Annotated in this window: 13 protein-coding genes; 5 read left to right on the forward strand and 8 right to left on the reverse strand. The window is 64.1% G+C overall.

Annotated features, from left to right (window positions below; translation table 11 throughout):
* Positions 1 to 38 precede the first annotated feature (38 nt).
* The 3 genes from UB31_RS08990 (at position 39) to UB31_RS09000 (ending at position 3,429) form a co-directional block, all read left to right on the forward strand.
* Positions 39 to 437 (forward strand): DUF2946 domain-containing protein, encoded by a 399-nt coding sequence (locus UB31_RS08990; RefSeq protein ID WP_045005268.1) that lies wholly within the window; start codon positions 39 to 41, stop codon positions 435 to 437.
* Positions 438 to 580: 143 nt separating this feature from the next.
* A complete protein-coding gene (locus tag UB31_RS08995) occupies positions 581 to 2,851 on the forward strand; it encodes a TonB-dependent receptor (protein WP_045005270.1) in 2,271 nt (756 codons plus the stop codon).
* A gap of 164 nt (positions 2,852 to 3,015) precedes the next feature.
* Positions 3,016 to 3,429 carry a nuclear transport factor 2 family protein gene (locus UB31_RS09000; RefSeq protein WP_082078452.1) on the forward strand — a complete coding sequence of 138 codons (414 nt, stop codon included), beginning with the start codon at positions 3,016 to 3,018 and terminating at the stop codon, positions 3,427 to 3,429.
* Here UB31_RS09000 and UB31_RS09005 read toward each other — a convergent pair.
* The 5 genes from UB31_RS09005 to UB31_RS09025 form a co-directional block, all read right to left on the reverse strand.
* Entirely contained in the window at positions 3,405 to 3,902 is a 498-nt protein-coding gene (locus UB31_RS09005; protein ID WP_045010612.1) for a GNAT family N-acetyltransferase, read from the reverse strand. The two genes, UB31_RS09000 and UB31_RS09005, sit on opposite strands and share 25 nt — an antisense overlap.
* Positions 3,903 to 4,023: 121 nt before the next feature.
* Positions 4,024 to 4,539, reverse strand: coding sequence for a GNAT family N-acetyltransferase (locus tag UB31_RS09010; protein WP_045005274.1), 516 nt, complete (start codon positions 4,537 to 4,539; stop codon positions 4,024 to 4,026).
* Between the two features lie 55 nt (positions 4,540 to 4,594).
* Positions 4,595 to 5,530: a glycosyltransferase family 2 protein gene (locus UB31_RS09015; protein ID WP_045005276.1), complete on the reverse strand. Its 936-nt coding sequence runs from the start codon at positions 5,528 to 5,530 to the stop codon at positions 4,595 to 4,597.
* Positions 5,527 to 6,678 carry a hypothetical protein gene (locus tag UB31_RS09020; protein WP_045005278.1) on the reverse strand — a complete coding sequence of 384 codons (1,152 nt, stop codon included), beginning with the start codon at positions 6,676 to 6,678 and terminating at the stop codon, positions 5,527 to 5,529. The genes UB31_RS09015 and UB31_RS09020 overlap by 4 nt, the downstream gene beginning before the upstream one ends.
* A gap of 48 nt (positions 6,679 to 6,726) precedes the next feature.
* Positions 6,727 to 7,218 carry an NUDIX domain-containing protein gene (locus UB31_RS09025; RefSeq protein ID WP_045005280.1) on the reverse strand — a complete coding sequence of 164 codons (492 nt, stop codon included), beginning with the start codon at positions 7,216 to 7,218 and terminating at the stop codon, positions 6,727 to 6,729.
* 104 nt (positions 7,219 to 7,322) lie between these two features.
* On the opposite strand from UB31_RS09025, the gene UB31_RS09030 reads away from it, so the two are divergent.
* Entirely contained in the window at positions 7,323 to 8,204 is an 882-nt protein-coding gene (locus tag UB31_RS09030) for a metallophosphoesterase family protein (RefSeq protein ID WP_045005282.1), read from the forward strand.
* 39 nt (positions 8,205 to 8,243) lie between these two features.
* On the opposite strand, the gene UB31_RS09035 is transcribed toward UB31_RS09030, so the two are convergent.
* The 3 genes from UB31_RS09035 to UB31_RS09045 form a co-directional block, all read right to left on the reverse strand.
* The gene (locus UB31_RS09035) at positions 8,244 to 8,798 is read right to left on the reverse strand and encodes a hypothetical protein (RefSeq protein ID WP_045010613.1); all 555 of its coding nucleotides are present in this window, start codon (positions 8,796 to 8,798) and stop codon (positions 8,244 to 8,246) included.
* Between the two features lie 190 nt (positions 8,799 to 8,988).
* Positions 8,989 to 9,195: a DUF4170 domain-containing protein gene (locus UB31_RS09040; RefSeq protein ID WP_045005285.1), complete on the reverse strand. Its 207-nt coding sequence runs from the start codon at positions 9,193 to 9,195 to the stop codon at positions 8,989 to 8,991.
* A 22-nt stretch (positions 9,196 to 9,217) separates the two neighbouring features.
* The gene (locus tag UB31_RS09045) at positions 9,218 to 10,852 is read right to left on the reverse strand and encodes an isocitrate lyase (RefSeq protein ID WP_045005286.1); all 1,635 of its coding nucleotides are present in this window, start codon (positions 10,850 to 10,852) and stop codon (positions 9,218 to 9,220) included.
* Positions 10,853 to 11,047: 195 nt separating this feature from the next.
* Between UB31_RS09045 and UB31_RS09050 the strand changes: the two genes are divergently transcribed.
* Positions 11,048 to 12,493 carry a helix-turn-helix domain-containing protein gene (locus UB31_RS09050; protein WP_045005287.1) on the forward strand — a complete coding sequence of 482 codons (1,446 nt, stop codon included), beginning with the start codon at positions 11,048 to 11,050 and terminating at the stop codon, positions 12,491 to 12,493.
* The last annotated feature ends 47 nt before the right edge of the window (positions 12,494 to 12,540 follow it).

A 12,540-nucleotide genomic window follows, 5' to 3' on the forward strand; every position in this document is an offset into this window, starting at 1 on the left:
GGGGTTTGGCGCCTCGCGATGCGGGGTGGCGTTTCCAGATGAAGTGGTTCCGGTCGAATATCAGGCACGGCGCCCGGCTCGCGATGTTCGCGATGCTGGTGCAATTCGCGCTGACGTTCGGCCACAGCCACTGGTTCGCCCAGGCCGCGCCGCTAGCGCAGTCTCATCTGACCGACAGCGCCAAGACGACCGCCTCGATCGACCGCGCCGTCGTCCAGAAGCAATCACCCGCCGGCCCCGATCGCGAGCAGCCGGGCGACGACAATTGCGCGATCTGCGCCGTCATCGCGTTGGCGGGCAGCGTCATGTCCGCGACGCCGCCTTTGCTGCTGCTGCCGCAGGCGGTCGAACTGCTCTACCGCACCACCGATGCCGAATTCGTCCATCTGAACTCGGCCCGCACGGCGTTCCAGCCGCGCGCCCCTCCCGTCTCCTGATCCCCATCGATTGAGCTGCCATCGGCATCGGCTGTTGCGCCGATCTCGCAAGGCTATCGAAATTGACCCGTCGCGTAACGACGGTGCGTGACGCCCGCAAAGCCTCGGAATGAGCGCGGCGGTGCGCAATCGGAATCAGGACAATGGTGTCTCCAAAACCAATATTGGCGGGCTCGAGCCTCGCCGCACTCACGCTTTTCTATCTCGGCGGCAGCGCCATGGCACAGACCGCACCGACCGGCGGCGTCACGACACTGCCCGGCATCGAAGTCGACGCCCCCAAACAAACAACACCACCGCGCAAGCCCAAGGTCCGCGTCGTCACCGACAAGCGACGCGAAACGCCGGTTGTGCAGCCGCAGACGGAGGCGCAGGTCACCGCCGGCCGGAGCGAGAAGTTCGACACCGCGCGTCAGGCGATCCTCGCGCCCGCGGGCGCCACGACGCACACGCTCAATCGCCAGGCCATCGAGGCGCTGCCTCAGGGCACCAATGCCTCGCTGGACAAGGTGCTGTTGCAGTTCCCCGGCGTCACCCAGGATTCGGCCGCGAGCGGCGACCTGCATGTCCGCAACGAGCACGCCAATCTGCAATACCGCATCAACGGCGTCATGCTTCCTGACGGCGTCGGCGCGTTCGGGCAGATTCTCGACACCGGCATCGTCGGCAGCCTCAGCCTGCTCACCGGCGCGCTGCCCGCGCAATATGGCCAGCGAACCGCGGGCGTGCTGGACATCCAGACCAAGGCCGACGCCTTCAACAATACCGGCGTCGTCGGCGTCTACGGCGGCAGCAACGGCACGATCTCGACGAATGTGGAATATGGCGGAACGGTCGGGCAGACCCAGTATTTCCTGTCGGGACGCTTTCTCCAGAACAATCTCGGCATCGAGAACCCAACCCCGTCGGTCAATGCGATTCACGACCGCACCAACCAGGAGAAGGGATTTCTCTATCTCTCGACGATGATCGATCCGACCAGCCGCCTCACCTTCATGAGCGGCGTCTCGAACTCGACGTTCCAGATTCCCAACAATCCCGGCCAGACGCCGAATTTCACGGCCTTCGGTGTCTCGAACTTCGACTCGTCGCAGCTCAACGAGCACCAGAACGAGTTCAACCAATTCAACGTCGTCGCCTATCAGACATCGAACGGCGAGTTCGATACCCAGACGTCCTACTTCAACCGCTATAGCCAGCTGCACTTCTATCCCGACACGGTCGGCGATCTCGTGTTCAACGGCGTGTCCTCGGACGTCTATCGCCAGAGCGTGGTCAACGGCATCCAGCAGGATACTTCGTGGCGCGTCGGCTATGCGCACACGCTGCGCTTCGGCTTCTCCGTGAGCGCGGAGCGGACGCTGGTCAACAGCGGAACGACGGTGCTGCCGCTGGTCGATCCTGCGGATCCGACGGCAGGCACGATCGACGCCCCGTTCTCGGTGTTCGATTCCAGCGCCAAGACCGGTTGGCTGATCGGGACCTACGTCCAGGACGAATGGAAGATCACCAACAATTTGACGCTCAACGCCGGCCTGCGCTTCGACCAGATGTACCAGTATGTCGATGCGAACCAGCTCAGCCCGCGCGTCAGCCTGACCTGGAAGCCGTTCGACGGCACGACGTTCCACGCCGGCTATGCCCGCAACTTCACCCCGCCCTCGCAGGTGATCGCCGCGCCGGTCAACCTCGCGCTGGTGACGCCGCCGGGTGCGCCGGCCAACACGCAGACGCCGGAGGTCGGGCAGAACAGCCCGGTGCAGCCGGAACGCTCGCACGTGTTCGACGTCGGCGTGGTGCAAAAGATCTATCCGATCCCCGGCCTCGAGGTCGGCGCCGACGCCTACTACAAGAAGGCGCGCGACCTGCTCGACGACGGCCAGTTCGGCGCGGCCTATGTGCTGAGCGGCTTCAACTACGATCGCGGCGAGAATGTCGGCGTCGAGCTGAAGTCGACCTACCACAACGGCAATTTCAGTGCTTACGCCAATCTCGCCTGGGCCAAGCAGATCGCGACCAGCGTCGTGTCGAACCAATATCTGTTCGGCGCAGATGAGCTCGCCTATATCGCGGGCCATTACGTCTATACCGACCACGCGCAGATGCTGTCGGGCTCGGCCGGTGCCTCCTATCTGTGGGAGGGAACGCGCTACAGCGTGTCGATGATCTATGGCAGCGGCCTGCGCTCGGGCTTTGCCAACACCGATCATCTGCCGGGCTACACGCAGGTCAATTTCGGCCTGTCGCACGACTTCAACATCGTCGCGCCGAACAAGCCGACGACGGTGCGCTTCGACGTGGTCAATGCGTTCGACACGATCTACCAGATCCGCGACGGCTCCGGCATCGGCGTGTTCGCGCCGCAATACGGACCGCGGCGCGGATTCTATGCCGGAATCTCACAGCGGTTCTAGCCGCACGCCTTGCTCCAGTCGGGGCCTACGGGCCCCGGCACGCCTCGGCTGCTTGTAGGCGCCATCGCCCACATCCCAAAAACTGAAACGATGACTTTCAGTTATTTCTGTTTCGCTCGTTGAGCCAGCAACCACATCATCTCCCTATAGACAGGGAGCCTCCGATGACCCAACAGGCCAGCAAGACCAGCGCTCCGCCATCGGTGGGCGCCGATGTGAGCGGGATCGAGACACTGCTCAACCGCAATCTTCCGGAAGTGTTCGGTGAAGGCGATCCGGCTCGCCGACGGCGCGCCATTCAGGACCTCTACACCGAGGACTGCGTGCTGTACGCGCCGCCGGGCACGTTCGTCGGTCACGACGCGCTGGACAAGTTCGCCGGCGATCTCCGCGCGACGCATCCTCACTTTGTCTACACGCCGCACGGTGCGCCCCAGGTCCTGCACAATTCGGGGCGCTTGGCGTGGGAATCCGGGCCGAAAGGTGAAGCGGCCGCCTACACCGGCGTGGATTTCATCATCGCCCGCGACGGCAAGATCGCGGCTCTCTATGTCTACCTCGACTCGCGGCCCGCATAGCGCGTGAGCCGCTTCTCGTAGCGCCATTGGTCCACGGGGAAGGGACCGTTCGAGGTCTCCGACAGCATGACGAAGGTGCCGGCCAGATGCCAACCGCTCTTCTCGTAGAACCGCGCAGCGCGCGTGTTGCCGATCGCGCATGCGAGCCACGCCGTCTCCACGCCGCGCGCGGCGAGCCGAGCCTCCGCATCGGCAATCAACGCCGCGGCCACGCCCGAGCCGTGCGCTTCGAGCGCCACGAACAGCTGATATAATTCCTCACCCCTGAGGACACATAGGCCGAGAGGCGCGTCGACCGGGCCGGCAACATAGACGTCGGGGAGTGCGGCCTCGAGCCGATCGCGAAAGCTCGCAAGCGTGCGGAGGCGGATCAGCTCAGGTGGCGCAAAAACCGCATGCGATTCATGCCATACGTCGTGCCACAAGCGCGCGAGATGATCGAGTTCACCGGCATCCGCGGGTCTCACTTGCATCTGCGATACTCCGTAAGGCGGACGTCGTAGCCCGGATGGAGCGAAGCGAAATCCGGGGTCTGTCCGCGCACCGAGATCGTCCCGGATTGCGCTTCGCTCCATCCGGGCTACGTGCCTAACACTATCCCCGCGCCTTGCTCCAGTCGGGCGCGACCGCCCCCGACACACCTTCGAACGCGCCGTCGACGAGCTCGAACACCAGGACACGGCCTGCATCGACCGGGCCCGGCATGGTGACGCGGCCCTTCGCAACCTGCTTGAAGCCGACACGGCTGTAATAGGCCTCGTCGCCGACCAGCAGCACAAGGCGGTGGCCCTTTTCCCTGGCGTCCTTCAGCGCGCGCTCCATCAACACGCGGCCGATGCCGCGGCTGCGGAATGGCGGCTCGACGGTGAGCGGCCCGAGCAGCAGCGCCGGTGTCTCGCCGATCAGGATCGGCAATTGCCGGACCGAGCCGACAAGAAGCGTGCCAATGCGGGCGGTGAAGGAGACGTCGAGCAGATGGTCGACGTGCTCGCGGATGCGATAGGCGCTGAGCACGAAACGGCCGGGGCCGAAGGTGCGCTCATGCAGCCGCTCGATCGCCTGGGCGTCGCCAGCGGCCTCGGGACGAATGGTGAGTGAGAGATCGGTCATAATTATTTCGCGGATTAGCATCTGGACGTTCGGACGTCCATGGGAGCGCCCGACGTCAGTTCCTTTTCGGCGCCGGCTGGGACAAATAGGCCAGCATCTTCATCTCCCGCCGCCCCCGCGTCACGGTATCGAGTACGAGCCCGGACGACACCGACAGCATCGCCATGATCATCAGGCCCATCGACAGCACGGCGGTCGGAAAGCGCGGCACGAGACCTGTTTCGATGAAGGTGATGACAATCGGGATCGCCAGGATGATCGCGGCCAGCGCCAGCAGAATTCCGATCACCGTGAAGAATCGCAACGGCCGCTCCGAGCGATAAAGCTTCAGGATGGTGCCGAGGATGCGAAAACCGTCGCGCCAGGTGTTGAGCTTCGAGAACGAGCCCTCGGGGCGCGCATAGTAGGGCGTCTCGACCTCGGCGACCGGCAGCGACAATTCCAGCGCGTAGACCGCGAGCTCGGTCTCGATCTCGAAACCGTCAGAGAGCACCGGGAAGGATTTGACGAAACGGCGGGAGAAAACGCGGTAGCCGGACAGGATGTCCTTGAACTCCTGTCCGAAGGTCGACGACAGAAAGCCCGTCAACATGCGGTTGCCGGTTCGGTGGCCGAGCCTGTAGGCGGCTTGCACCTGGTCAACGCGAAGCCCGACCACCATGTCGAGATGCTCGTCGAGCAACTTGTCGATCATGCGCGGCGCGCTCGGCGCATCGTAGGTGGCATCGCCATCGACCAGCACATAGATGTCGGCCTCGACGTCGGCGAACATGCGGCGCACCACGTGGCCCTTGCCCTGCCGGCGTTCGCCGCGCACGATCGCGCCGGCCTCGCGCGCGACGGCAGCGGTGCGGTCGCGCGAATTGTTGTCGTAGACATAGATCTCCGCCGAAGGCAGCGCCTTGCGGAAGTCGGCGACGACGGTCGCGACCGCCGCCTCCTCATTGTAGCAGGGCACCAGCACCGCGATGCGAGGTTGCGCGGATGTCATCGCGGTAACGCTCCCAGACTGGCCGGCTCATGCCGGAGCGACATGGCCTGTCGCGTTTCTTTCGGCTGCATCAGCCAGGCGAACGACACGCTCCACAGCGAGAGCATCGCGATCGGCACGATGTAATAAGGCGTGAAGATCGGATGGCTCAGGAAGAACACGAGGTTGACGAGGAGGTTGGCGGCGACAACAAGCGCAACCTGCCGCACGCTGCCCTCGCCCGCCCGCAGCAGCCATGCCGTCGAACCGATCGCGAGCACGATGAGCACGAACTGCATGTCGCGCAGATATTGGCCGATCACGGCTAGATCGAAACCCGGCGCGACGACGTCCGCACTGCCATAGGTCGTGGCGAGCGGGCTGCCGGCATTGATGGCCTGGGCGATCAGGGTCGGGGCCATGCCGACGAGGACACCGACTCCGAAGCCGAGGCCCTGCACGAAAGTGGCGAGCTTGCGCGACCACACGAAGGGAATGCCAAGGAACAGGAAGTAGCCGGCGGCGAGCAGCGCGTTCGGTAATCTGAAATTGACGGAGGCGCCGAGCAGGAGACCAATCAGCGCAATCAACAATACGCTGCGCTTGTCCCTGGTCAGCCACAACGCGGTCAGGAAGCCCGCGACGGCGCACACCGCCATGGTCGGCGCGACTGAATAGCTCGCCTTGGCCGGATTGATCATGAGATAGACGGCCAGCGCGCCGAACAGGCCCGCACCTGATATCGACGGCAGCGTCCGCGCCATGGCAATGCCGTATAGTGCAAGACCGCACACGATCAGGCTCGCGGCAATGTAGAGCGGCACCACCTGATGGCCTTGCGGAAACAGCGCCAGTAGAAATCCGGTGCCCGGCGGATATTGCATCACCACCTTGCCGCCCGGCATCGGATTGTGGCAGGGCCAGCGGACCGGATCCTTCCACTCGGCGAACGCGATCTCCTTCATCTTGCCTTCGAAATAACGATCGTCGTCCCTGACCGCGTCCGTGTTCAGCCCATCGGCGCCAAAGCGCTGGAACAGATGCGCCTGCCGAAGATAGCAGATGTCATCATAGACCCCGCGCGCCTCGCTCCAGCGCGACATCGTGACGATGTTGCTGGCGAGGATCGCAAGGCAGATCAGGCCGAAGGCGAATTTTGCGATTTTCATCCGGTTTCCGTGGCGCCCGTCGAAGCGAGTTACTAGCACAGGCCGCCCTCAGCGCCACGTCGCAATCAGGGGCTTGCCGTCGAGCACTTCCGCGATCCGCAGCCGCGTACCGGGCGTCACCCCCTCGGGCAGCGCGGCGCTATCGAAGAATCCGCATTCGATGATCTCGCGGTTCGGTTCGGGCAAGCGGTCCTGGCGGAAATGCCTGACCACGTAGACCGCGACATGATCACGGCGAGAGACGTGGCTGTTGAGGAAGATGCCGTGCAGCTCCGCTTCCCCGGTCAGATCGATATCGCCCTCCTCCTTGAGCTCGCGCCGCATCGCCTGCTCCATGGTCTCGCCATGGTCGACGCCGCCACCGGGCAGATACCAGCCGGTGACGTAGGTGTGCTTGACCAGGAACACCTTGTTGTCGGCATCGAGCACCACGGCACGGACGCCGAGCGTCATGCCGCGGACGAGCAGGAAATAGGCGTGGAAAACTCGCCGCAGCAGCGGCTCGCATTTCCGTCGGATCTCGTCCAGGCGCTTCGCCATCAGCCTCTCGTGATGCGCGCCGCTTGAGGCCCTTGCAGGCTTCGCTTGCGCGGCGCTCGCGACCTTGCCATTACAGCACGTGAATAGCGAGGCAATCGCGCGTCATGGCCCCCTTCACACTCGCCCATCTCTCCGACCCGCATCTGCCGCCGTTGCCGAAGCCGCGGCTGATCGAGCTCGCCAGCAAGCGCGCGCTCGGTTACGTCAACTGGACGCGCAACCGCCACAAATATCAACGCCGCGAGGTGCTCGACGCGCTGGTCGCCGATATGCAGGCGCAGGCGCCCGACCACATCGCAGTGACCGGCGATCTCGTCAATCTGGCGATGGAGGCGGAGTTCGCTCCGGCGCGCGCGTGGCTCGACGGCGTCGGCCCGCCCGACCGCGTCACAACGATTCCCGGCAATCACGACGCCTATGTCCGCGCCACGCGCCATCGCTTCGGCGAGACATTTGCGCCTTATCTTGCGGGCGACGATGGCAACATCGGCTTTCCCGCCATACGCCGGCGCGGGCCGGCGGCGCTGATCAGCCTCTCCAGCGCCGTGCCGACCTTGCCGTTGATGGCGACGGGCACGCTCGGGCGCGATCAGCTCGCGGCCCTCGAACGGGTGCTTGAACAGCTCGCAGCCGACGACGTCTTTCGCGTGCTGCTGGTGCACCATCCGCTGAAGTCCAGCGCATGGCAGAAGCGGCTGACGGATTCCGCTGCGCTGCTGGCGCTGTTGAAACGCCATGGCGTCGAGCTGATCCTGCACGGGCACGACCACATTCATTCGACGATGTGGTTCGAAGGCCCCAACGGCAACATTCCCGCGATCGGCGTGCCGTCGGCCTCCGCACTCGCGCACGGGCGCTATCCGACGGCCGCATACAATCTGTTCGCGATCGAGAAGGACAATGCCGGCTGGCGCTGCGAGCAGATCGTGCGGAGCCTCGATCGCGCCTTGCAGATCCGCGAGATCAAGCGCGCGCGGCTGGTTTGAGGCGCGCGCGTCAGCGCGAGCACGGACGACGGAGAGCAATCACCAGCTCCGCAACGCCGCAAGAACGGCGACGCCGAACAGCGCGGCGGCGCCGAGGATGAAGCCGAGCACGAACGGCCAGATGCGCGAGCGGCGGGGCTGCTCGGCGACCTCCGGCTTCGGCTCGGGCAGGACCACCATCGCATGCTCGCGCTCGATCATGCGGCGCGCGACATAGTCCGTGACGGCTTCGACGATCACCGAGGTATCGTGCGATTCGGCGAGCACGATGCGACCGAACCTTGTGTCCTGGACGAAGCGATACATCCGTTTGTCGCGTCCCATCAGGATGTGCGCGACGACGTCGATCCACAGGCGCGGCGTATCGCCCTGGCTGATGCCGCGATCGAACAGGTCGATCTGGTCGGGCACCTGCGCGAACAGGGGATCGAGCGCGTCGTTGAGGATCTCGAGCCGAGCCACCTCGGCATCCCTGAGGTCGACGACGACGCCGGTCCGGTCGGCGGCTTCGATCCGTGCGCGCAACAGCGCGTCGCGCAGCCGTACCGGGCGCGGCTGGCTGGGATGGGTCCCGCTGGTCTCGGGCTCTGACATTGTCGGCCTCGTCCTCGACTTTCCTCCGTTAACCTATCAGCAACCAAACGGTCCGCAAAGGGCCCATCATTCCAGATACTTACGGCACCCACAGGCGTCTCACCTGTGCCAAAAACAGACGATCCCACCCGGCTTGCGCCGGATGGGACCCTCCGTCCTTGGACGTCTTCTTAAGTCAGTGAGGCGGCCGTCAGGCCGAAACCCGCGACGGCTCTTCCACGATCGAGAAGCGGACGCCGGCCTTATGGCGGTTCTCTTCCGAAACCGATCGCCAGGCATCCTCGGCTTCCTTGCGGGTCTTGAACGGACCCTGCACCTGGGCCGAGCCTTCCACGAGCTTGTGGAAGTTCATCGAACCGAACTCGCCGCCGATCACCCAGAAATTGCTGCTTGTCATTGTCAGTCTCCTGTTACCCGGTTTAACCGAACTGGTTCATCGTGTTGTGCGCGCCACCCGCCTTCAGGGCAGCCTCGCCGGCGAAATATTCCTTGTGCTCGTCGCCGATGTCGGAGCCGGCCATGTTCTGATGCTTGGCGCAGGCGATGCCCTGACGGATCTCGGCGCGCTGGACGTTCTTGACGTAGCCGAGCATGCCCTGCTCGCCGAAATACTCGCGGGCGAGGTTGTCGGTCGACAGCGCCGCCGTGTGGTAGGTCGGCAACGTGATCAGGTGATGGAAGATGCCGGCACGCTTGGCCGAATCCGCCTGGAAGGTCCGGATACGCTCGTCGGCTTCGATCGCCAGCGGCGTCTCGTCGTATTCCACCTTCATCAGCTCGGCGCGGTTGTACCTGCTGACATCCTTGCCGGCTTCCTTCATCGCGTCGTAGACCTGCCAACGGAAGTTGAGCGTCCAGTTGAACGAGGGCGAGTTGTTGTAGGCGAGCTTCGCGTTCGGAACGACCTTGCGGATGCGGTCGACCATCTTGGCGATCTGCTCGATATGCGGCTTCTCGGTCTCGATCCACAGCAGGTCGGCGCCGTTCTGAAGCGACGTGATGCTGTCCAGCACGCAGCGATCTTCGCCCGTACCAGCGCGGAACTGGTAGAGGTTCGAGGGCAGGCGCTTCGGACGCAGCATCTTGCCGTTACGGTTGATGATGACGTCGCCGTTGCGGGCGTTCTCCGCCGTCACTTCTTCGCAGTCGAGGAAGCTGTTGTACTGGTCGCCGATGTCGCCCGGCTTGTGGCTGACGGCGATCTGCTGCGTGAGACCGGCGCCGAGCGAGTCGGTGCGGGTCACGACGACGCCGTCTTCAATGCCGAGCTCGAGGAAGGCGTGGCGGCAGGCGCGGATCTTCGCGAGGAAGACTTCGTGCGGCACGGTGACCTTGCCGTCCTGGTGACCGCACTGCTTCTCGTCGGAGACCTGGTTCTCGATCTGGAGCGCGCAGGCACCCGCTTCGATCATCTTCTTGGCGAGCAGGTAGGTCGCCTCGGCATTACCGAAGCCGGCGTCGATGTCGGCAATGACGGGCACGACATGGGTCTGGAAGTTGTCGATCTTCTCGATCAACTCCTTCTCCCGGGTCTTGTCGCCTTCCTTGCGCGCCTTATCGAGGTTGCGGAAGATGTCGTTCATCTCTCGGGAGTCCGCCTGACGCAGGAAGGTGTAGAGCTCCTCGATCAGCGCCGGCACCGAGGTCTTCTCGTGCATCGACTGGTCGGGCAGCGGTCCGAACTCGGAGCGAAGTGCTGCGATCATCCAGCCGGAGAGATAGAGGTAACGGCGGTCGGTCTTGCCGCCGAAGTGCTTCTTGATCGAGATCAGCTTCTGCTGGGCGATGAAGCCGTGCCAGCAACCCAGCGACTGGGTGTACTTGGTCGGATCGGCGTCATAGGCCGCCATGTCGGCCCGCATCAGCGCCGCGGTGTAGCGGGCGATGTCCAGGCCGGTCTTGAAGCGGTTCTGCAGGCGCATGCGCGCGACGGCCTCGGCCGAGACACCGTTCCAGGTCGGCTTGGTTTCGAGGAGAGCCTGGGCCGCCTCGATCTCGCTCTGGTACGAGGCCGGGCTCTGGAGGGCGTTGATGCCACGGGGCTGGTAGTTCATGTGCGTGCTCTCTCTCGACATTTATGACAGTGCATTGCGAAATGCGTGACCTGAGCTAAACGCGAGAAAGCAAAGTTCGTATAGAGGCCTTGTATTTGAATGGTGATGTCATGTAACATAAGAACATGTAATAGATGTAATTTTGTAAAGTTATAGGTCAACAAGACTGCCCTTAGTGGCTCTGGAGACGTGACGATGCCCGCCGAGTCCGGGAAAAAGCTGTTCGTTGGCCCCCGTTTCCGGCGGATCCGGCAGCAATTGGGGCTGTCGCAGACCCAGATCGCCGAGGGGCTCGGGATCTCGCCGAGCTACATCAACCTGATCGAGCGGAACCAGCGTCCGGTCACCGCGCAGATCCTGTTGCGCCTGGCCGAAACCTACGACCTCGATTTGCGCGATCTCGCCAGCGCCGACGAGGACCGCTTCTTCGCCGAGCTCAACGAGATCTTTTCCGATCCCCTGTTCCGCCAGATCGACGTCCCCAAGCAGGAGCTGCGCGACCTCGCCGAGCTCTGCCCGGGCGTCACCCACGCGCTGCAACGGCTCTATGCCGCCTATGCCGAGGCGCGCCAGGGCGAGACGCTGGCGGCAGCGCAAATGGCCGACCGTGATGTCGGCACGCGCTATGAGGCCAATCCGGTCGAGCGCGTGCGCGAGCTGATCGAGGCCAACCGCAACTATTTTCCGGAGCTCGAGCAGGCCGCCGAGACCTTGCGCGACGAACTGAACGTGCCGGCCGAAGGGCTCTATGCGGCCCTTGCCACGCGGTTGCGCGAAAAACATTCGATCCAGACCCGCATCATGCCGGTCGACGTCATGCGCGAGACGCTGCGACGTTTCGACCGCCACCGCCGCCAGCTGCTGATCTCCGAGCTGGTCGATCCGGCGGGCCGCGCGTTCCAGCTCGCCTTCCAGCTCGGACTTGGCGAATGCGCGCAACATCTGGAGACCATCATCGGCCGCGCCGGCCCGCTCGACGACGCGCCGCGCCGGCTGTTTCGCATCACGCTCGCCAACTATTTTGCGGCGGCCGTGATGATGCCCTACCCGGCATTCCTCGCCGCTGCCGAAGCGCTCAACTACGACATCCATTTGCTGGCGCAGCGCTTCAACTCCGGCTTCGAACAGGTCTGCCATCGGCTCACCACGCTGCAACGGCCGAACGCGCGCGGCATTCCGTTCTTCCTGCTGCGCGTCGACAATGCCGGCAACGTGTCGAAGCGCTTTTCGTCCGGCACGTTTCCGTTCTCCAAGTTCGGCGGCACCTGTCCGCTGTGGAACGTGCATTCGACCTTCGATACGCCGGACCGCCTCCTGAAGCAGGTGATCGAGCTCTCCGACGGCACGCGCTATTTCTCGATCGCGCAGATGGTGCGCCGGCCGGTCGCGCCGCATCCGCTGCCGCAGCCGCGCTTCGCCATCGGATTGGGATGCGAGATCCGTCACGCCTCACGCCTGGTCTATGCCGCCGGCATGGATCTGGAGAAGGCGGAGGGAACGCCGATCGGCGTCAACTGCCGCCTCTGCGAACGCGAAAACTGCGCCCAGCGCGCCGAGCCGCCGATCACGCGCACGCTGATTTTGGACGAGACGACACGGCGGGTGAGCTCGTTTGTGTTTTCGAATGCAAGGGAGTTGTGAGGGGGTGGCTGCTCGCTTGGTGAAAGGTACGTCCGACACACTCGGTG

It is taken from the genome of Bradyrhizobium sp. LTSP849, from assembly GCF_000938255.1.
GTDB lineage: Bacteria > Pseudomonadota > Alphaproteobacteria > Rhizobiales > Xanthobacteraceae > Bradyrhizobium.